Genomic DNA, 19,917 nt, shown 5'->3' on the forward strand with positions numbered 1-19,917 from the left:
TGGACATTCGCGCCGGCAGGCCCCATTGAGGGGGTATGAAAAAGCTCGCACTTTCCCTCGCCGCTGCCGCTGCTGCCATTGGCGCGACCATGTCCGTTCCCGCCGTTGCCGCGTTGAAGAAAGGGGCAGAGGCGCCCCTCTTCACGACTTCGGGCGCGCTGGCCGGCAAGTCCTTCCGCTTCAACCTTGATGAGGCGCTGAAGAAGGGGCCGGTCGTGCTCTACTTCTATCCCAAGGCTTTCACGCAAGGCTGCACTTTGGAAGCGCATGCCTTTGCCGAGGCGATGGACGAGTTTCGCGCTGCAGGCGCGCAAGTCGTCGGCATGTCGAACGACGATGTCGAAACGCTCAAAAAGTTCTCGACCGAGGCGTGCCGCGACGAATTTCCGGTTGCTCGCGCAACGCCCGGCTTGATCCGCGCCTATGACGTCGCGCTGAAGCGTGAAGGCGTGCCGACGGGTATGACCGACCGCACGTCCTATGTCATCGACACCGACGGCCGGATCGTCATGGTCCATTCCGACCTCGACTGGCGTGAACACGTGTCGAAGACCCTGGCGGCCGTAAAGGCGATGAAGCGCAAGGGCTGACCCTCGCGTCCGGTCCCTTGTGGGGGACAGCTTTGCCGCTACGGCTCTTTTGCGATAGCAGCCACTTTCCACATCGGAGCCGCTGGGCTAAGCGGACCGCCGACTTACGGAGAATTCACCATGCGTGCCGAAGGGCAGGCCCATATCGACCGCATCGAAGCGGCACTTGCACTCATCCGCCGATCGCTGGACTGGGACGCCGCGCTGCGCCGTCTGGACGAGCTTAACGCCCGTGTTGAGGACCCGACCCTGTGGGACGACCCCAAAGGCGCGGAAGAAGTCATGCGGGAGCGTGGCCGCCTTGAAAGCTCGATCGGCGCGGTAAAGTCGATTTCAGCCGAAATGGCCGATGCCATCGAATTCGTCGAACTGGGCGAGGCCGAGGGCGACGACGACACCGTCAACGAAGGTATCGCCACGCTGGCTTCGCTGGTCGAGCGGGCCGACCGCGACAAGGTCGGCGCGCTGCTTTCGGGCGAGGCGGACAGCTACGACACGTACCTCGAAGTCCACGCAGGTGCCGGCGGCACGGAAAGCCAGGACTGGGCCGAAATGCTGCAGCGCATGTATTCGCGCTGGGCCGAACGGCGCGGCTACAAGGTCGAGCTGGTCGAATACCAGGCGGGTGAACAGGCGGGCATCAAGTCCGCGACGCTGCTGATCAAGGGCGAGAATGCCTATGGCTATGCGAAGACGGAAAGCGGCGTTCACCGCCTCGTCCGCATCAGCCCCTATGACAGCTCGGCGCGTCGCCACACTTCGTTCAGTTCGGTCTGGGTCTATCCGGTCATCGACGACGACATCGAGATCGAGATCAATCCGGCGGACCTGAAGATCGACACCTACCGCGCTTCGGGTGCGGGCGGTCAGCACGTCAACACGACCGACTCCGCCGTTCGCATCACCCACCAGCCCACCGGCATCGTGGTGGCCAGCCAGAACGACCGTTCGCAGCACAAGAACCGCGCTACCGCGATGAACATGCTGAAGGCGCGCCTTTACGAAAAGGAACTGGCAGAACGTGAGGCCGCGGCCTCGGGCGAGTACCAGGCCAAGACCGAGATCGGTTGGGGCCACCAGATCCGCTCCTACGTGCTGCAGCCGTACCAGCAGGTGAAGGACTTGCGCACGGGCCATGTCTCGACGAACCCGAGCGACGTCCTCGACGGTGCGCTCGACCCGTTCATCACCGCCGCGCTTGCGCAGCGCGTGACGGGCGAGGAAGTCGAAGTGGAAGACGTGGATTGATCGCATCGCGCGCCTTGTCTGCTGCGCTTGTCCTGACGGCTGGTCTCGCCCTTACCGGGTGCGACATCTCTGCCGCGGGGGACGAGCGGGCGGCCACCGCGCGCGATTTTCCGGAGCCTGACCGGCCGGTCTCGACCACGACCAGCAACCAGGTCGCCACCGAACGTTCGCGCGACGACCGCAAGGAAGCGGCAACCGTGATGGACCTTGCCAATATCGGCGAGGGCATGACCGTGGCCGATATCGGCGCGGGCGAGGGGTATTACACCACGCGCCTTGCCGAACGGGTTGGCGCGCGCGGCCGGGTTCTGGCTCAGGACATCGATGCGGAAGTGCTCGACCGGCTAGGCGCGCGCGTGCAGCGCGAACGGCTCGACAACGTATCGATCGCGCGCGGGTCCGAGGATGATCCGAAGCTTCCCGAAAACAGCTTCGACCGCATCTTCCTCGTCCACATGTATCACGAGGTTACCGAGCCCTATGCCTTCCTGTGGCGGCTGCGTCCGGCGTTGAAGGACAAGGGGCAGGTAATCGTGGTCGACACCGACCGGCCAACGGATTCGCACGGAATCCCGCCGGTTCTGCTATTCTGTGAATTCGAGGCGGTGGGCTTTCGCCTTGCCGCCTTCATCCGCCGGCCCGAACTGGCCGGTTACTACGCGCGGTTCGAGGTCGAGGGTCCTCGCCCCGATCCGCAGGATATCGAGGCTTGCCAACAGGACGTGGCAGCCGGAACCGATATCGAGAAACACCTGGGCAGCCTTGATGGCACGCCCGAAACCGGGACGGTAAGCACATGAGTTTCAAGGGGTTGCAGCCCATCAACTACGGCGGCAAGGAAGTCTGGCCGCTGATCGAGGGCGGCAAGGGCGTATCCGCGACGAACCACATGAGTTCGGGGGCTTGGGCAGCGGCAGGCGGCATCGGCACAGTCAGCGCGGTGAACGCCGACAGCTACGACGCCGAGGGCAAGATCATCCCGCAGGTCTACGAACAACTGACCCGCAAGGAACGCCATGAACAGCTGATCCAGTACGGCATCGACGGCGGTGTCGAACAGGTGAAGCGCGCCTACGAGATTTCGAACGGGCAGGGCGCGATCAACATCAACGTCCTTTGGGAAATGGGCGGCGCACAGGCTGTTCTCGAGGGCATTCTCGAACAGACCAAGGGTCTTGTCACCGGCGTCACTTGCGGTGCGGGCATGCCCTACAAGCTGGCCGAAATCGCGCAGCGTTACAACGTCAGCTACTTGCCGATTATCTCCTCGGCCCGCGCTTTCCGTGCGCTGTGGAAGCGTTCCTATTCGAAGGTGCCCGAACTGATGGCCGCCGTGGTCTATGAAGACCCGTGGCTGGCCGGCGGGCACAATGGCCTGTCGAATGCGGAAAATCCGCGTGAGCCGCAGGATCCCTATCCCCGCGTTGCCGAACTGCGCGCAACCATGCGCAAGGAAGGCGTTTCGGAAGACACAGCCATCGTCATGGCTGGCGGCGTCTGGTTCCTGCGCGAGTGGGAAAACTGGATCGACAATCCGGAAATCGGCAAGATCGCGTTCCAATTCGGCACGCGCCCGCTGCTGACGCAGGAAAGCCCGATCCCGCAGGGCTGGAAGGACGCGTTGCGCGACCTGGAGCCGGGCGATGTCCTGCTGCACAAATTTTCGCCGACGGGTTTCTATTCCTCGGCCATCCGCAACCCGTTCCTGCGCAACTTGGAGGCGCGGTCAGAGCGTCAGATCCCTTACTCGCGTGTCGAGGCAGGCGATCACACCGCGCAGCTCGACGTCGGCGTGAAGGGCAAGAACTTCTGGGTTACCGAACACGACCGCGACCGCGCGCGTGGCTGGGCATCCGAAGGGTTCGAAACCGCACTGAAGACGCCCGATGACACGGTCGTTTTCGTGACGCCGGAAGAACGTGAGGTGATCCGCAAGGACCAGGCCGACTGCATGGGCTGTCTTTCGCACTGCGGGTTCTCGTCGTGGAAAGACCATGACGACTACACCACGGGCCGCCTTGCCGACCCGCGCAGTTTCTGCATCCAGAAGACGCTTCAGGACATCGCCCATGGCGGTCCGGTGGACGAGAACCTCGCGTTCGCGGGCCATGCGGCATACCGCTTCAAGCAGGACCCGTTTTATTCCAACGGCTATACGCCGACAGTGAAGGAACTGGTCGAGCGCATTCTTACCGGCGACTGATTTCCAGGTCGTCCGGGTCGGCATAGACCCGTTCCTCGCCACGGCGGAAATGCCGGTCGAGGTAGCGGTTTATGCTCTCGATCCCGAGGTTGAGCAGGGCCGTCGCCATCGCGTCGGCGCCTGCCAGCCGGTCATCAGTCCACTGGGCGCGAAGCTGCTGGTAGCTGCGCGGATCGTGCTTTTGCAGGTCCGCGAACATGGCGCGGACGGTGGCTACGCGGTCCTGCGCCACGTTCAGCGAAACTTCTCCGGCATCCAGTTCGCGCAAGGTCGTGCAGCGGAAGTCGGAACAGGTCTCTGGCCGCTGCGCGTAGATCGTGCAGCGCGTGCCTTTCAGCATCGGGCAGGGCTGGTCGAAGTCGTAATTGTCGTCTTCGCAGGGCGTCAGCACGACGCCCAGTTCGTGCATCCGGTCGGCGTCTTCCTCGACGATCTCGACCGTGCCGAACAAGCTGCCGTCGCAGCACAGCCCGCAGTTAGCGCAAAGTCCGGCGGCAAGGACCATCGGGGCCGCTCCCGCCTCAGGCCCAGCCTTCGAGCACCCAGTCCAGCGGGCGGTGACCATCGGCCCAGGTGCGGATGTTGGCGATCACCCGCTCACCCGATGCCTCGCGGCCTTCCTCGGTCGCGCTGCCGAGGTGGGGCTGGGTGATGACGTTGGGGTGGTCGATCAGGCGCTGGTCGACTTGCGGCTCCTCGGGAAAGACGTCCAGCCCTGCGCCGAACAGCTTGCCGGCATAGAGCGCGTCGATCATCGCCTCGTAGTCGATCAGTTCGCCGCGCGCTGTGTTTATGATGACCGAGCCTTCCTTCATCAGCCCGAACCCACGCGCATCGATCAGGTCGTGCGTCGCGGAAGTCGCGGGACAGTGCAGGGTCACGATGTCGGACCGTTCGAGCAGCGCGTCGAGCGTCGGGATATATTCCGCGCCCAGCATCCGCTCCAGCGCTTCCGGCAGGCGGTGACGGTTGTGATAGACGACCTGCATCCCGAAAGCGCGGGCGCGGTGGGCAACGGCCTGACCGATGCGGCCCATGCCGACGATGCCCAGTACCTTGTCGGCCAGCTTGCGTCCCAGCATCGCCGATGGGGCCCACCCGGTCCATTCCTTGCGGCGGACAAGGCGCGTGCCTTCACGCATCCGGCGCATCACGCCGATGATCAGCGCGATCGTCATGTCGGCGGTATCTTCGGTAAAGACACCGGGCGTATTGGTGATCATGATCCCCTTGGCGCGAGCGGCCTTGAGGTCGATGTGATCGGTGCCGGCGCCGAAATTGGCGATCAGTTTCAGCGAAGGACCGGCATTGGCGATAAGCTCGCCGTCGATATGATCGGTGACGGTCGGCACCAGCACGTCGATGTTCTGCATCAGCGCCGTCATCTCGTCGCGAGAAAGCGGCCTGTCTTCCCGGTTCAGGGTCACGTCGAACAGTTCTTCCATGCGGGTTTCGATGGAAGGGAGGAGGTGGCGGGTGACCCCGACGCGGGCCTTGCCCTCGATACGGCGGGTCTCGGTGCTCGACAGGCTGGTTTCGGCGCGATTGGGCATGAAAACCGCGCTACGTCCACAGGCGGGGGCTGGTCAAGCGTCCAAGCTTGCTAGTGGGCGCGGCGGGGCGCTATGCGCATGGCTGTATCACCTGTTTCGCGCACCGGAGTTTCCATGCCGCGCCATTCGCTTACCGGCCTGATCTGCGCCGCCATCGCCAGCCTTGCCATCGCCGCGCCCGCATATGCCGAGGACGAGGTGCCTTACTGGGTCTCGCTCCGCGCGGACGAGGCGAACATGCGCGTCGGGCCGAGCGAGGCTTACCCGATCGAATGGGTCTACCAGCGTGTAGGCCTGCCGTTGAAAGTCGTGCGCAAGATGAGCGGTTGGCGACTGGTCGAGGATCCCGACGGTGCGCGGGGCTGGATCGTCTCGCGTTTTCTCAGCCTCGAACGCAGCGCGATCGTCACTGGTAATGAACCGTCGGCAATTCGCGCGGAGCCTTCGTCGGGCGCATCCTTGCTCTGGCGTGCGGAGCCGGGCGTGGTCGTAACGCTGGGTGAGTGCCGTTCGGACTGGTGTAAGGTCACGATTGACGAAAAGTCGGGTTGGATGGCTGCTGATAGCCTTTGGGGCGACGGCGAACCCTGATCCATGGGCTGGCCGTGGGTTCTTTGCGGCGCAGGGCTGGGGCTGCTCATCGGAAGCTTCATCGGGGCCGTCGCCATGCGGCTCCCTCGCGATGAAGGGATCGTAACCGGACGATCAAGGTGCGACGGATGCGGCCGCGTACTGGCGGTGCGTGATCTCCTGCCGGTCATTTCCCATGTTTTTGCACGCGGGCGCTGCCGGACTTGCGGCGCAGTGATCGACACGCAGCATTTGCTGGCCGAACTGGGCGGTGCGCTGGTCGGTGGTGCTGCCGTCGCGCTTGGTGCGGACTGGCTCGGCGCACTCACTACGGCGATATTCGGGTGGCAGCTTTTGCTGCTGGCCTTGCTCGACGGGAGGCATTTCTGGCTTCCCAAGCGGCTCGTCGCGCTTCTGGCGGTGAGTTCGGTTCTGGTCACGCTAGCCGCCACCAATTGGCAGGGGGTCGCGCTAAGCCAGATTGCAGGCGGTGCGCTGGGTTTCGCGCTGCTCGCCGCTCCTGCGCTTGCATATCGCTGGCTGCGCGGGCGGGAAGGGCTGGGCAAGGCTGATCCTTGGCTATTGGGCGCAATAGGTCTGTGGGTTGGGATGTTCGGCGTCATTGCAACACTGCTGTTGGCGGCGCTTGCCGGAATCGCGGCGGCAATTGTCCTGAGACTCGCGGGAAAGAATATAGATTCGCAATCGGCTCTGCCGCTCGGGCTTTTCCTCGCTCTGGCCGGTATTGCGGTGAGAATGGTGGGTTTGCCCCTGTAGGAAGTCGTTTCAGACGAAAGGGGAAGGGGACTTTGGCCAAGGTCCCCCTTGCGCGTCGCCTGACAGATGCCTAGGGCGCTTCTCGCAACCGCAACGCGACAAAGCAAAGCGAGTCTGTCTTGGTCGACCTATCGCAATACCTTCCGATCCTGATGTTCCTTGGGGTCGCAGTGGCCCTCTCGGCCCTCTTCGTGTTCCTCCCGATGGGCGTTTCCCGCCTGACCGGAACGCATAACCCGGATGCCGAGAAGAACTCGGAATATGAATGCGGCTTCCCCGCGTTCGAAGATCCGCGCAGCCAGTTCGACGTGCGTTTCTACCTCGTCGCCATCCTGTTCATCATCTTCGATCTCGAAGCAGCGTTCCTGTTTCCCTGGGCCGTCAGCCTCGATCTGACCGGCTGGCCGGGCTGGATCACGATGATGGTGTTCCTGGGTGAACTCGTCGTCGGCTTTGCCTACGCATGGAAAAAGGGAGCCCTGGAATGGGAGTGAACGAAACGCTCGTCCCGGCTGCTCAGCCCGGTGAAGTCCGTCAGCCGGACCAGGACTATTTCCACGCGCTTCAGACCGAGGTGAACGACAAGGGTTTCCTCGTCACCAGCACCGAGGAACTGTTCCAGTGGGCCCGTACCGGTTCGCTGTGGTGGATGACCTTTGGCCTCGCTTGCTGCGCGGTGGAGATGATCCACGTGAACATGCCGCGTTATGACATGGAGCGCTTCGGCGTTGCCCCGCGCGCTTCGCCGCGCCAGTCGGACGTGATGATCGTCGCCGGTACCCTGTGCAACAAGATGGCTCCGGCCCTGCGCAAGGTCTACGACCAGATGTCGGATCCGAAATACGTGATCTCGATGGGTTCGTGCGCCAATGGCGGCGGTTACTACCACTATTCCTATTCTGTCGTACGCGGCTGCGATCGCATCGTGCCGGTCGACATCTATGTGCCCGGCTGCCCGCCGACTGCAGAAGCGCTGCTTTACGGCGTCATGCAGCTTCAGCGTAAGATCCGCCGCGTCGGCACGGTTTCGCGGTAAGGGGCAAGGACATGGCTGTTCTCCATTCCGCACCGAAGTACGCCTCGAACGAAGGCGTTGCCGACGCGATCAAGACCGCGCTGGGCGATGCCGTCGCCTCGACGCATGAAGAGCATGGCGAGATCCTGCTCACCGTCGTCCGCGAAAAGCTGGCCGACGCTATGCGCAGCCTGCGCGACGATCACGAATACCAGCAGCTGATGGAAATCGCGGGCGTCGACTATCCGGGCCGCGCAGAGCGGTTCGAGGTTTGCTACTGCCTTCTTTCGGTGACGAAGAACCACCGCCTGATCGTCAAGGTTTCGACCGACGAGGCGACTCCGGTGCCGAGCGTGACTTCGATCTGGCCGAACGCCGGCTGGCTCGAGCGTGAGGTCTTCGACCTTTACGGCGTGCTTTTTGCCGGCAACGACGACCTTCGCCGCATCCTCACCGACTACGGATTCGAAGGGCATCCCTTCCGCAAGGACTTCCCGCTGACGGGTCATGTCGAACTGCGTTATTCCGAGCAGGAAAAGCGCGTCGTCTATGAACCGGTCGAGCTGACGCAGGATTTCCGCAGCTTTGACTTCATGAGCCCGTGGGAAGGCGCCGATTACGTCCTTCCGGGTGACGAGAAGGCCGCAGAGCATCCCGCTCCGCCGCCGGTCGACAAGCCGCAGACGACGGACAAGCCGTCCGATACCGGCGCTGGTGCAAAGACCGATGCAAAGGCCGCTGAAAAGGCCAGCGCAGGTGCGCCTGCCGAAAAGGATGGCGGCAAGGAACCGGCTGAGCCTGAAGCGACCGAGGATCGGCCCGACCGTCCCGCTCGCAAGGGTGAGGTGCAGGACACGCCTGCATCGACCGAAGTGAAGAAGGAGGAAGGCGAATGAAACTGCGTCTCGCACTTCTCTGCGCGCTTGCCGTTTCGGCCTGCGACCAGCCTGCCGAAGAACCCGTCGCGGTTGAGACCGAGACGGCCCAGACGGCCTTCGCGCCCGACGAGCCTCGCCTTGACGAAACGCTTCCCGGTGCTGGCAGTGAATATGCCTATGCCGATCTTCTCGCGCTTGAGCCCGACGACGGTGTCGTCATTGCTGACAGCACGAAAGGCGCAGGGTTCTGTACGTTCACTGACGAAGGTGGCCGTGTAATCCTTTCCGCCGGCGCGCCGACCGAAGAGGAAAAGGCCGGTGCCGCCGTCGTACGCCCGAACGGCCAGCCCGCGACTGCGCTCTACGCACAGGCGGGTGGCAGCGAGTACATCACCACAGGACCCATCTTTGAACGTGAAGCCGTTGACGGCGCACTCGGCATGACCGTTACCATCGTGAAGGCCGACGATACGGGCGCTGCCACGCTGACGTTCGATGTCGCCGATGGCGAACGGGATCCGTACAACGGAACGTGGAGCTGTCAGGCATGACGATGCAGCTCGAACAGTCGCCGACTACCGGCGACGAAGTGATCACGAACTACACGATCAATTTCGGTCCGCAGCACCCTGCGGCGCACGGCGTTCTTCGCATGGTGATGGAGCTTGACGGCGAAATCATCGAACGCGTCGATCCGCACGTCGGCCTGCTGCACCGCGGCACCGAAAAACTGATCGAGTACAAGACCTATTTGCAGGCGCTGCCGTACTTCGACCGGCTCGACTACTGCTCGCCGCTGGCGCAGGAATACAGCTACGTTCTGGCGATCGAGAAGATGCTGAACGTCGAGGTTCCGGAGCGCGCACAGTACCTGCGCGTGCTGTTTGCCGAGCTGACGCGCATCTGCAACCACATGCTGAACCTGGGTTCGCACGTCATGGACGTCGGCGCGATGACGCCGAACCTGTGGATGTTCGAACTGCGCGAGGACTGCCTCAACTTCTTCGAACGCGCTTCGGGCGCGCGCATGCACAGCGCGTGGTTCCGTCCCGGCGGCGTCCACCAGGATGTTCCGCTCAAGCTGCTGACCGACATCGGTGACTGGGTTGATGGACGCCTGCCCGAACTGTTCGGCGACGCGATGAGCCTTGTTACCGGCAACCGCATCTTCAAGCAGCGCAATGTCGATATCGCGCATGTTTCGAAGGAAGACGCGCTGGCATGGGGCTTCTCGGGCCCGATGATCCGCGCGGCCGGCATCGCCTGGGACCTTCGCAAGAGCCAGCCTTACGACGTCTATGACCGTATGGACTTCGAAATTCCGGTCGGGACGAATTCTGACTGCTTCGACCGTTTCATGGTCCGCGTGCAGGAAGTCTACCAGTCGGCCAAGATCATCAAGCAGTGCATCGCCGAGATGCCCGAAGGGCCGATCGCGAGTACCGACCGTAAGGTCAGCCCGCCCAAGCGCGGCGAGATGAAGAGCTCGATGGAAGCGCTGATCCATCACTTCAAGCTCTACACCGAAGGCTTCCACGTGCCTGCGGGCGAGGTTTACGTCGCGACGGAAAGCCCCAAGGGCGAGTTCGGCGTCTATCTGGTCTCGGACGGTTCGAACAAGCCGTACCGCTGCAAGATCCGCCCCACCGCGTTCAGCCACCTTCAGGCGATGGACATGATGTGCAAGGGCCACATGCTGCCCGATGCCACCGCCATTCTGGGTGCCATCGACGTCGTGTTCGGGGAGTGTGACCGGTGAGGCTGACTGCGAACCAGCAGATGAGCGTCCTGGCCTCGGCAACGGGCCTGATCCTTATCGCCGTCTATTTTCTGGGACTTTACTTCGGTGCCGATACGGCCCGATGGTTGCCGGACATGATCGCGGGCATCGCCGGTTTCGAACTTTTCATGTTCGGCCAGGGCCAGTGGGAAGCATTCCGCCGCCGCCGCGCCAATGGGCAGGGAGGCGAACGTGGCTGACGCTGCCGTGATGATCGACCGGACCGCCATCGCCCGGGCCATGATCGACGCCTACAATGCTCAGGACGTGGACGCCTATGTCTCGTTCATGACCGACGATGCCTGCGAAGCGAACTATCGCGGCGAGGTCGTGCGTGAAGGCAAGGACGGCACGCACAGCGGCCTTTCCGCCGCGTTTGCACGCTGGCCGCAAAACCGCGCCGAAATCCGCGATGAGCAGGAAATCGGCAACTACGTCATTTTCCGCGAACACGTCACGCGGGGCCCCTCGACCGACGGCTCGCCGCTGGTCGAACCCTTCGACGTCGTCGCGATCTACACTTTCGAAGGCGACAAGTGCGCTCGAGTGGAGTTCGTCCGCTAATGGCTGACCGTTACATCGAACCCGTCACCGCCGAACTGCGCGAACGTTGGGGCGCTTTTGCCTTCACGCCCGCATGGGACAAAAAGGCGAAGGCGGCGATTGCCCGCTATCCCGATGGCCGCCAGAAGTCGGCCGTCATGGCCCTGCTCGACTTTGCGCAGCGCCAGGTGGGCGAAGAAACCAATACGCAAGGCTGGCTGCCGATTCCGGTCATGGAATACGTTGCCGGCTATCTCGACATGCCGGTCATCCGCGTGGTCGAGGTCGCGACCTTCTACACCATGTACAACCTCGTGCCGGTGGGCCGTTTCCACGTGCAGGTCTGCGGCACCACGCCGTGCTGGCTGCGCGGGTCTGACGAGGTCATGGAGACCTGCAAGAAGCGCGGGATGAAGAAGGGCCACACGACCGAGGATGGCCTCTGGACGCTGACCGAGGTCGAGTGCATGGGCAACTGCGCCAGCGCTCCCATGGTCCAGATCAACGACGACAACTTCGAGGACCTGACGGGTGAGCGCCTCGATGCCGTTCTCGACGCACTGGCCGAAGGCAAGTCGCCCAAGGCCGGGACGCAGGAACCGGGCCGTCACACGGTCGAGCCCGTTGGCGGACCGACCACGCTCACCGAGATGGTCGATGCCAACCATGACTATCGGGGCGAATGGTGATGCCGGTCACCGGACGCAACTTTGTGTTGGCAGGCGCGCTCTTCGTGATCGCGGCGCTGCTTTTCTACGCGACCGGTAACAGCGGTCCCGTCGGCGCGACGCTGCTGGCCGTGGGCATTGCCTTTCTCGCTTTCGGTCTGATCAAGCGGAAGGACCGCTCCTGATGGACTCGCTGCTGATCATCATCGTGGCGCTGGTCGCCGTTTTCATTGCCTGGAAGGTCCTGAAAGGCATCGTGAAGACGCTGGCGCTCGTCGCGATCCTGATCGTGGCTGCAATTTTCGTATTCGGAGTTTTGTGATGCTGGCTGACAAGGACCGCATCTTTACCAACGTCTACGGTTACCAGCCGTGGAACCTCGACGCGGCACGTGCGCGCGGCGACTGGGACAACACGAAGGACATTCTTGCCAAGGGGCAGGATGCCATCATCGACGAGATCAAGGCCTCGGGCCTGCGCGGTCGCGGCGGTGCGGGCTTCCCCACCGGCATGAAGTGGTCGTTCATGCCCAAGGAAAGCAAGGACGGTCGTCCCAGCTTCCTCGTCATCAACGCCGACGAATCCGAACCCGGTTCGTGCAAGGATCGCGAGATCATCCGCCATGATCCGCACAAGCTGATCGAGGGTGCACTGGTTGCAGGCTTCGCAATGCGTGCGCGGGCGGCCTACATCTACATCCGCGGCGAATACATACGCGAGGCAGAGACGCTGTTCGCTGCCGTGCAGGAAGCCTACGACGCGGGCCTGATCGGCAAGAACGCCTGCGGTTCGGGCTACGACTTCGACGTCTTCGTCCACCGCGGCGCGGGCGCCTACATCTGCGGTGAAGAAACCGCGATGATCGAAAGCCTTGAAGGCAAGAAGGGCCAGCCCCGCCTGAAGCCGCCGTTCCCGGCAGGCGCGGGCCTCTATGGCTGCCCGACCACCGTGAACAACGTCGAATCGATCGCAGTCGCGCCGACTATCATGCGTCGCGGCGGTGCCTGGTTCTCCAGCTTCGGGCGCGAGAACAACAAGGGTACCAAGCTGTTCCAGATCAGCGGGCATGTCGAAAAGCCCTGCGTGGTCGAGGAAGAGATGGGCATCCCGTTCAAGGATCTCATCGAGAAGCATTGCGGCGGCATTCGCGGCGGTTGGGACAACCTGCTGGCGGTGATCCCCGGCGGTTCGTCGGTTCCGCTGGTTCCGGCCTCGGAAATCATGGACGCGCCGATGGATTTCGACGGCCTCAAGGCTGTCGGCTCGGGCCTTGGCACCGCGGCGGTTATCGTCATGGACAAGTCCACCGACATCGTGAAGGCGATCAGCCGGATCAGCTACTTCTACAAGCACGAGAGCTGCGGCCAGTGCACGCCGTGCCGTGAAGGCACCGGGTGGATGTGGCGCATGATGGAACGCCTGCGCGTCGGCGATGCGCAGCCGGAAGAGATCGACATGCTGTTCCAGGTGACCAAGCAGGTCGAAGGTCACACGATCTGCGCCCTTGGCGACGCGGCCGCATGGCCGATCCAGGGCCTGATCAAGCACTTCCGCCCCGAACTCGAACGCCGCATCGCGGACGCTGGCAACATGGCAGAGGCAGCTGAGTAATGCCGACAGTTAAGGTAGACGGTCAGGAAATCGAGGTTCCCGCAGGCGCCACCGTCCTGCAGGCCTGCGAACTTGCAGGTAAAGAAATCCCGCGTTTCTGCTATCACGAACGCCTGAGCATTGCGGGCAACTGCCGCATGTGCCTCGTCGAGGTGAAGCCCGGACCGCCCAAGCCGCAGGCTTCGTGCGCGCTTCCGGCCACCGAAGGCCAGGAAATCCGCACCGACAGCGAGATGGTCAAGAAGGCGCGCGAAGGTGTGATGGAGTTTCTCCTCATCAACCACCCGCTCGACTGCCCGATCTGCGACCAGGGCGGCGAATGCGACCTCCAGGACCAGTCGATGGCCTATGGCCGCGGCGCGACGCGCTATGACGAGAACAAGCGCGCGGTCACTGAAAAGTACATGGGCCCGCTCATCAAGACGACGATGACGCGCTGCATTCACTGCACACGCTGCGTGCGTTTCTCCGAAGAGATCGCCGGCGTGGACGAGATCGGCGCGCTCTATCGCGGCGAGAACATGCAGATCACGACTTATCTCGAACACGCGGCCAAGCACGAGCTTTCGGCCAACGTGATCGACTTGTGCCCTGTCGGCGCGTTGACTTCGCGGCCCTATGCCTACGAAGCGCGTCCGTGGGAGTTGAAGAAGACGCTCGGCATTGACGTGATGGACGCGATGGGTGCGAACATCCGCATCGACAGCCGCGGCCGCGAAGTGCTTCGCGCGCTCCCCCGCGTGAACGACGACGTCAACGAGGAATGGCTGTCGGACAAGTCGCGCTATGCGGTCGATGGTCTTACCCGCCGCCGTCTCGACAAGGTCTGGATCCGCAAGCGCGGCAAGCTCGAAGCCGCGACCTGGGACGAGGCGTTCAAGAAGATCAAGGCGGCCAAGCCGGGCAAGGACATTGCCGCGGTCTATGGCGACCTGCTCGACTGCGAAACGATGTTCGCGGCCAAGGCGCTGCTCGGCGCGATGGGTTCGACCCTGATCGAAGGTCGCCAGACCGGCATGACCTACGACACGTCGAACCTTGCTGCGGTGAACTTCAACACGACGCTGTCAGAGATCGAGAACGCCGACGCGGTCCTGATCGTCGGCAGCCAGATCCGCCACGAAGCTCCGCTGCTCAACGTCCGCCTGCGCAAGGCGGCGAAGCGCGGCGCGAAAGTCTTCATCGTCGGGCCCGAGTGGGAAACGACTTATCCGGCGACTTTCCTCGGCAACGATCTCGCCGTTCTCAACTCGCTGTCGAGCGATGTGACCGATGCCTTCTCCAAGGCCGAGCGTCCGGCGATCATCGTCGGCGGTGCAGCTCTGGGTCGCGGCGCGCTGGGCAAGGCGCTCGCGCTCGCCAAGGAATGGAACGTCGTGAAGGACGGCTGGAACGGGTTCAACTCGCTCCACTTCTCGGCCTCGCGCATGGGCGGGCTGATGCTTGGGCTCGCGCAGAAGGGCGGCATGGCCGATCTCGCCGCGGCAAAGCCGAAGGTGCTTCTGGCTCTCGGCGCGGACGAGGTTGACTTCACGAAGTTCCCCGACGCGCTGAAGGTCTTCATCGGCCACCACGGTGACAAGGGCGCACACGCGGCGGACATCATCCTGCCGGCGGCGGCCTATACCGAGAAGGCGGGCACTTACGTCAACATCGAAGGCCGCGTGCAGCGTAGCGAAAAGGCCGTCTTCGCACCGGGCGATGCCCGCGAGGACTGGACGATCCTGCGCGCATTGGCCGATGCGCTTGGTGTGACCGTCGGTTTCGACAGCTTCGACCAGCTTCGCGCTGCCATGTTTGCCGACACTCCGGCGCTGGCGAACGAGGGCCTGGCCGATCTGGGCGGCGAGCTTCCGGCAGGCGGCGGTGACGCATCGGGCGTTATCGAGGCCTATCCTGTCGCCGACTTCTACCTGACCAACGCGATCTGCCGCGCGAGCCCGACGATGCAGCGCTGCTCGGCAGAATTGCTCCACGGCGAGGACCTTGCGGAGGCCGCGGAATGACTGCTTTCTTCCAATCGCTCGGCATGAATTACGAGTGGGCCTGGTTCATCGCCACGGTCTGCGGAATCCTGCTGATCGCGCTGCCGCTGATGCTGGCCGTTGCGATGATCATCTACGTCGACCGCAAGGTCTGGGCCGCGATCAACCTGCGGCGCGGCCCCAACGTGGTCGGTCCGTTCGGCCTGTTGCAATCGTTCGCTGACGGTCTGAAGGTTTTCCTGCAGGAAACCATCATTCCCTCGGCCGCGAACAAGGGCATCTTCATCCTCGCCCCCATCGTGACCTTCACGGTCGCACTGGGCGCATGGGCGGTTATCCCGTTCGATGCGGGCGTCGTGCTGGCGGACATCAACGTCGGCCTGCTCTACATCCTCGCGATCTCGTCGCTGTCGGTTTACGGCGTCGTCATGGCGGGCTGGGCTTCGAACTCGAAGTATCCGTTCTTTTCGGCCATGCGTGCATCGGCCCAGATGATCAGCTACGAAGTTTCTATTGGCTTCATCCTGATCTGCGTCGTGCTCTACGCAGGTTCGTTCAACCTGACCGAGATCGTGGTGTCGCAGAAGGGCCACGGCCTCGGCATCGTGAACGGCTATGTGTTCAACATCCTGCTGTTCCCGATGTGGGTGATGTTCTTCATCTCCTCGCTGGCGGAAACGCAGCGCGTTCCCTTCGACCTTACCGAGGCGGAATCTGAGCTCGTCGCAGGCTACCAGACCGAATACTCGTCGATGAGCTTCGCGCTCTTCTGGCTGGGTGAATACGCCAACATCCTGCTGATGTGCTCATTGAACACGATCCTGTTCTTCGGTGGCTGGCTGCCGCCGGTCGACTGGGCGCCGCTGTACTATGTGCCGGGCATCATCTGGTTCCTCCTGAAGACCTTCTTTTTCTTCTTCATGTTCAGCTGGGTCATGGCGACGGTGCCGCGTTACCGTTACGACCAGCTGATGCGGCTTGGCTGGAAGATCTTCCTGCCGATCTCGCTCCTGTTTGTCGTGCTGATCTCTGGTTGGCTTATGTTCACGAGGTACGCATGAGCGTCGCCCATCTCGTAAAGTCGTTCACCCTGTGGGAGTTCGTGAAAGCGCACGCCCTCACGCTGAAGTATTTCTTCAAACCGAAGGTGACGATCAACTACCCGTTCGAGAAAAACCCGCTGTCCCCGCGTTTCCGCGGTGAACATGCGCTGCGTCGCTATCCGAACGGCGAGGAACGCTGCATCGCGTGCAAGCTGTGCGAGGCCGTGTGCCCCGCGCAGGCGATCACGATCGAGGCCGAGCCGCGTGACGACGGTTCGCGCCGCACCACCCGCTACGATATCGACATGACCAAGTGCATCTTCTGCGGCTTCTGCCAGGAAGCGTGCCCGGTCGATGCAATCGTCGAAGGGCCGAACTTCGAATACGCGACCGAAACGCGTGAAGAACTGCTTTACGACAAGGCGAAACTGCTGGCGAACGGGGACAAGTGGGAGCGTGCGATTGCCGCGAACCTTGAAGCCGATGCGCCCTACCGCTAGGGGCCGCGCGCAGGGACATTATCCATGATCCATACCATCGCCTTCTATCTCTTCGCAGTGCTCCTGATCGCCAGCGCCGTTCTGGTCATCATGAGCCGCAACCCGGTTCACTCGGTGCTGTGGCTAATCCTCGCGTTCTTCAACGCGGCGGGCCTCATGGTCCTCGTCGGCGCCGAGTTCATCGCGATGCTGCTCGTCATCGTCTATGTCGGCGCGGTCGCGGTGCTGTTCCTGTTCGTGGTCATGATGCTCGACATCGACTTTGCCGAACTGCGCGCAGGCTTCGTGAAGAACTTCCCGCTGGGCATCCTGCTCGCCGTGATCCTTCTGGCCGAACTGGTTCTGGGCTTCGGCGCCTATCGCGCTGGCGCGCTGAAACTGGGCGAGGCGGATGGCACTGCCGGCGTCATCGCGGGCCGCTCCAACATCGATAGCATCGGTGCGCTGCTCTACGGCGAATACCTGTTCCTGTTCGAGGCTGCGGGCCTGGTCCTGCTGGTCGCCATGATCGGTGCGATCGTGCTGACGCATCGTGAGCGTACGGACACGCGCGGTCAGAACGTTTCGAAGCAGAACAAGCGCCGCGCCGAAGACGCGACGGTGAATGTGAAGCCGGAAGTGGGCAAGGGGGTCACGCTGTGATCGGTATCGAACACTATGTCGTCGTCAGCTCGATCCTCTTCGTGCTGGGTGTGCTGGGCATCTTCCTCAACCGCAAGAACGTCATCGTCATCCTGATGGCGATCGAACTGATCCTGCTGTCGGTGAACATCAACCTCGTCGCGTTCAGCGCCTTCCTCGGCGATCTCGTCGGACAGGTCTTCGCGATGTTCGTCCTGACCGTCGCAGCCGGCGAGGCCGCTATCGGGCTTGCCATTCTCGTCATCTACTTCCGTGGCCGCGGTACTATCGCGGTTGACGACATCCATCGCATGAGGGGCTGATCCAAGTGATCGAGATCATCGTCTTCGCGCCCCTTCTGGCGGCCATCATTGCCGGTCTAGGCAATCGCATGATCGGCAATATGCCGGCCAAGATCGTGACGACCGGCGCGCTCTTCCTTTCCTGCGCGCTGTCGTGGCCGATCTTCCTCGGCTTCATGACGGGCTCGGAAACGGCGTATGTCGACCCGGTGCTCAAGTGGGTGCAGTCGGGCGGCATGAACTTCGACTGGTCGCTGCGCGTCGATACACTGACCGCCGTCATGCTCGTCGTCATCACCAGCGTCTCGGCGCTCGTCCACCTCTATTCGTGGGGCTACATGGACGAGGATCCGGACCAGCCGCGCTTCTTCGCCTACCTCTCGCTGTTCACTTTCGCGATGCTCATGCTCGTGACGGCGGACAACCTCGTCCAGATGTTCTTCGGTTGGGAAGGCGTGGGCCTTGCCTCGTACCTGCTGATCGGTTTCTGGTTCAAGAAGCCCAGCGCAAGCGCCGCCGCGATCAAGGCCTTCGTGGTCAATCGCGTGGGCGACCTCGGCTTCATGATGGGCATCTTCGGCGTGTTTCTCGTGTTCGGCACGACCTCGATCCCCGAAATCCTCGACCGCGCGCCCGAAATGGCGGGCAGCACGATCGGCTTCCTCGGCATGCGCGTCGATACAATGACCGTCCTGTGCCTGCTGCTGTTTGTCGGAGCCATGGGCAAGTCGGCGCAGCTTGGCCTACACACCTGGCTGCCCGACGCGATGGAAGGCCCGACCCCGGTTTCGGCGCTGATCCACGCGGCGACGATGGTTACCGCGGGCGTCTTCATGGTCTGCCGCCTCTCGCCCCTGTTCGAGACCAGCCAGACCGCGCTAACGTTCGTCACCTTCATCGGTGCCGCAACCTGCTTCTTTGCCGCCACGATCGGCACGACGCAGACCGACATCAAGCGCGTGATCGCCTATTCGACCTGCTCGCAGCTGGGCTACATGTTCTTTGCAGCAGGCGTCGGCGCCTATGGCGCTGCGATGTTCCACCTGTTTACGCACGCCTTCTTCAAGGCGCTGCTGTTCCTCGGTGCCGGTTCGGTCATCCACGCGATGCACCACGAACAGGACATGCGTTACTATGGCGGCCTGCGTAAGCAGATCCCGATCACCTTCTGGGCGATGATGGCCGGTACACTGGCGATCACCGGCGTTGGTATCTGGTTCCTGCATGTCGGGTTCGCGGGCTTCTACTCAAAGGACGCCATCCTCGAGAGCGCGTTTGCCAGTGGCAGCGAGATGGGGCAGTTCGCCTTCTTCATGGGCATCGTCGCTGCGCTGCTGACCAGCTTCTATTCTTGGCGCCTGATGTTCCTCACTTTCTGGGGCAAGCCGCGCTGGATCGAGAGCGAGCACATCCAGCACTCGGTCCACAAGACGCCGGAAGAAGCGGGCGAGGACACGACGGGCGGCTATCATCCGCATGAAAGCCCGTGGGTCATGCTGACCCCGCTGGTTGTCCTGTCGCTCGGCGCAGTCTTTGCCGGCGCGATCTGGAGCCACTCGTTCCTCGACAGCGCGGAATTCTGGAACGGCTCGATCTTCTATAACGAGCATCTGATCCACGCGATGCACAACGTGCCCGCATGGGTGAAGATCGCTCCGGGCGCCGTCATGCTGATCGGCCTTGCCATCGCATGGAACAACTACATCCGTGATCCGGGCGCTCCGGCCCGTTTCGTGGGCATGTTCGGCGGGATCTACACGTTCCTCAAGAACAAGTGGTACTTTGACGAGCTCTACAACGTGATCTTCGTGAAGCCTGCCTTCTGGCTGGGCCGCAAGTTCTGGAAGTGGGGCGATGTCGGCACGATCGACCGGTTCGGCCCCGATGGCGCCGCATGGGTCGTCGCTCAGGGGTCTCGCTACGCGCAGAAAGTGCAGACCGGTTATCTCTACAGCTACGCGCTGGTCATGCTGCTCGGGCTTCTTGCCGCGATCAGCTGGATCATGGTTCGATAAGGGCGGGGCAGGTTT

Annotated in this window: 25 protein-coding genes; 23 read left to right on the forward strand and 2 right to left on the reverse strand. The window is 62.8% G+C overall.

All coding sequences use genetic code 11. The annotated features are described in order from the left end of the window. The first annotated feature begins 35 nt into the window (after positions 1–35). From KIH45_RS02620 to KIH45_RS02635, 4 genes are all read left to right on the forward strand, one after another. Positions 36–590: a peroxiredoxin gene (locus tag KIH45_RS02620; RefSeq protein ID WP_213174419.1), complete on the forward strand. Its 555-nt coding sequence runs from the start codon at positions 36–38 to the stop codon at positions 588–590. Positions 591–710: 120 nt separating this feature from the next. Then, positions 711–1,838: a peptide chain release factor 2 gene (gene prfB / locus KIH45_RS02625; RefSeq protein WP_213174420.1), complete on the forward strand. Its 1,128-nt coding sequence runs from the start codon at positions 711–713 to the stop codon at positions 1,836–1,838. Continuing rightward, complete coding sequence (locus KIH45_RS02630; protein WP_420481919.1) at positions 1,835–2,638, forward strand: class I SAM-dependent methyltransferase; 804 nt, start codon at positions 1,835–1,837, stop codon at positions 2,636–2,638. Before prfB ends, KIH45_RS02630 begins: the two co-directional genes overlap by 4 nt. Beyond that, positions 2,635–4,041, forward strand: coding sequence for an NAD(P)H-dependent flavin oxidoreductase (locus tag KIH45_RS02635; protein ID WP_213174421.1), 1,407 nt, complete (start codon positions 2,635–2,637; stop codon positions 4,039–4,041). Before KIH45_RS02630 ends, KIH45_RS02635 begins: the two co-directional genes overlap by 4 nt. Here KIH45_RS02635 and KIH45_RS02640 read toward each other — a convergent pair. Both KIH45_RS02640 and KIH45_RS02645 read right to left on the reverse strand, forming a co-directional pair. Beyond that, positions 4,028–4,546 (reverse strand): YkgJ family cysteine cluster protein, encoded by a 519-nt coding sequence (locus tag KIH45_RS02640; protein WP_213174422.1) that lies wholly within the window; start codon positions 4,544–4,546, stop codon positions 4,028–4,030. The two genes, KIH45_RS02635 and KIH45_RS02640, sit on opposite strands and share 14 nt — an antisense overlap. A 16-nt stretch (positions 4,547–4,562) precedes the next feature. After that, positions 4,563–5,594 carry a 2-hydroxyacid dehydrogenase gene (locus KIH45_RS02645; RefSeq protein ID WP_213174423.1) on the reverse strand — a complete coding sequence of 344 codons (1,032 nt, stop codon included), beginning with the start codon at positions 5,592–5,594 and terminating at the stop codon, positions 4,563–4,565. 78 nt (positions 5,595–5,672) lie between these two features. Between KIH45_RS02645 and KIH45_RS02650 the strand changes: the two genes are divergently transcribed. The 19 genes from KIH45_RS02650 to nuoL all read left to right on the forward strand — a co-directional run bounded on the left by KIH45_RS02650 (position 5,673) and on the right by nuoL (position 19,902). Continuing rightward, on the forward strand, positions 5,673–6,185 hold the full coding sequence (locus tag KIH45_RS02650; protein ID WP_225899591.1) for an SH3 domain-containing protein: 513 nt from the start codon (positions 5,673–5,675) through the stop codon (positions 6,183–6,185). Positions 6,186–6,188: 3 nt separating this feature from the next. Next, a complete protein-coding gene (locus KIH45_RS02655) occupies positions 6,189–6,941 on the forward strand; it encodes a prepilin peptidase (RefSeq protein WP_213174424.1) in 753 nt (250 codons plus the stop codon). Between the two features lie 119 nt (positions 6,942–7,060). Beyond that, entirely contained in the window at positions 7,061–7,435 is a 375-nt protein-coding gene (locus KIH45_RS02660) for an NADH-quinone oxidoreductase subunit A (protein WP_066762031.1), read from the forward strand. Further along, positions 7,426–7,977: a NuoB/complex I 20 kDa subunit family protein gene (locus KIH45_RS02665; protein ID WP_066762030.1), complete on the forward strand. Its 552-nt coding sequence runs from the start codon at positions 7,426–7,428 to the stop codon at positions 7,975–7,977. The genes KIH45_RS02660 and KIH45_RS02665 overlap by 10 nt, the downstream gene beginning before the upstream one ends. A gap of 11 nt (positions 7,978–7,988) precedes the next feature. Then, on the forward strand, positions 7,989–8,852 hold the full coding sequence (locus KIH45_RS02670; protein ID WP_213174425.1) for an NADH-quinone oxidoreductase subunit C: 864 nt from the start codon (positions 7,989–7,991) through the stop codon (positions 8,850–8,852). Next, entirely contained in the window at positions 8,849–9,385 is a 537-nt protein-coding gene (locus KIH45_RS02675) for a hypothetical protein (protein WP_213174426.1), read from the forward strand. Before KIH45_RS02670 ends, KIH45_RS02675 begins: the two co-directional genes overlap by 4 nt. Then, on the forward strand, positions 9,382–10,593 hold the full coding sequence (locus tag KIH45_RS02680; protein ID WP_213174427.1) for an NADH-quinone oxidoreductase subunit D: 1,212 nt from the start codon (positions 9,382–9,384) through the stop codon (positions 10,591–10,593). Before KIH45_RS02675 ends, KIH45_RS02680 begins: the two co-directional genes overlap by 4 nt. Further along, positions 10,590–10,814: a hypothetical protein gene (locus KIH45_RS02685; RefSeq protein ID WP_213174428.1), complete on the forward strand. Its 225-nt coding sequence runs from the start codon at positions 10,590–10,592 to the stop codon at positions 10,812–10,814. The genes KIH45_RS02680 and KIH45_RS02685 overlap by 4 nt, the downstream gene beginning before the upstream one ends. Positions 10,815–10,824: 10 nt before the next feature. Then, positions 10,825–11,178, forward strand: coding sequence for a nuclear transport factor 2 family protein (locus tag KIH45_RS02690; RefSeq protein WP_273544027.1), 354 nt, complete (start codon positions 10,825–10,827; stop codon positions 11,176–11,178). Then, entirely contained in the window at positions 11,178–11,846 is a 669-nt protein-coding gene (locus tag KIH45_RS02695) for a complex I 24 kDa subunit family protein (RefSeq protein WP_213174429.1), read from the forward strand. Before KIH45_RS02690 ends, KIH45_RS02695 begins: the two co-directional genes overlap by 1 nt. Beyond that, on the forward strand, positions 11,840–12,010 hold the full coding sequence (locus KIH45_RS02700; RefSeq protein WP_213174430.1) for a hypothetical protein: 171 nt from the start codon (positions 11,840–11,842) through the stop codon (positions 12,008–12,010). Before KIH45_RS02695 ends, KIH45_RS02700 begins: the two co-directional genes overlap by 7 nt. Beyond that, entirely contained in the window at positions 12,010–12,147 is a 138-nt protein-coding gene (locus KIH45_RS02705; RefSeq protein WP_213174431.1) for a hypothetical protein, read from the forward strand. Before KIH45_RS02700 ends, KIH45_RS02705 begins: the two co-directional genes overlap by 1 nt. Further along, complete coding sequence (gene nuoF / locus KIH45_RS02710; protein ID WP_213174432.1) at positions 12,147–13,436, forward strand: NADH-quinone oxidoreductase subunit NuoF; 1,290 nt, start codon at positions 12,147–12,149, stop codon at positions 13,434–13,436. Before KIH45_RS02705 ends, nuoF begins: the two co-directional genes overlap by 1 nt. Continuing rightward, positions 13,436–15,442, forward strand: a complete 2,007-nt coding sequence (gene nuoG, locus KIH45_RS02715) for an NADH-quinone oxidoreductase subunit NuoG (protein ID WP_213174433.1) — start codon at positions 13,436–13,438, stop codon at positions 15,440–15,442. The genes nuoF and nuoG overlap by 1 nt, the downstream gene beginning before the upstream one ends. Next, the gene (gene nuoH / locus KIH45_RS02720) at positions 15,439–16,482 is read left to right on the forward strand and encodes an NADH-quinone oxidoreductase subunit NuoH (protein ID WP_213174434.1); all 1,044 of its coding nucleotides are present in this window, start codon (positions 15,439–15,441) and stop codon (positions 16,480–16,482) included. Before nuoG ends, nuoH begins: the two co-directional genes overlap by 4 nt. Next, complete coding sequence (gene nuoI, locus KIH45_RS02725; protein ID WP_066762016.1) at positions 16,479–16,964, forward strand: NADH-quinone oxidoreductase subunit NuoI; 486 nt, start codon at positions 16,479–16,481, stop codon at positions 16,962–16,964. The genes nuoH and nuoI overlap by 4 nt, the downstream gene beginning before the upstream one ends. Before the next feature lie 24 nt (positions 16,965–16,988). Further along, the gene (locus tag KIH45_RS02730) at positions 16,989–17,606 is read left to right on the forward strand and encodes an NADH-quinone oxidoreductase subunit J (RefSeq protein WP_213174435.1); all 618 of its coding nucleotides are present in this window, start codon (positions 16,989–16,991) and stop codon (positions 17,604–17,606) included. Further along, positions 17,603–17,908 (forward strand): NADH-quinone oxidoreductase subunit NuoK, encoded by a 306-nt coding sequence (gene nuoK, locus KIH45_RS02735; protein WP_213174436.1) that lies wholly within the window; start codon positions 17,603–17,605, stop codon positions 17,906–17,908. The genes KIH45_RS02730 and nuoK overlap by 4 nt, the downstream gene beginning before the upstream one ends. Further along, positions 17,908–19,902: an NADH-quinone oxidoreductase subunit L gene (gene nuoL / locus KIH45_RS02740; RefSeq protein WP_213174676.1), complete on the forward strand. Its 1,995-nt coding sequence runs from the start codon at positions 17,908–17,910 to the stop codon at positions 19,900–19,902. The genes nuoK and nuoL overlap by 1 nt, the downstream gene beginning before the upstream one ends. Positions 19,903–19,917: the final 15 nt, after the last annotated feature.

This window comes from Croceicoccus gelatinilyticus, assembly GCF_018398395.1.
In the GTDB taxonomy this organism is placed as follows: Bacteria; Pseudomonadota; Alphaproteobacteria; order Sphingomonadales; family Sphingomonadaceae; genus Croceicoccus; species Croceicoccus gelatinilyticus.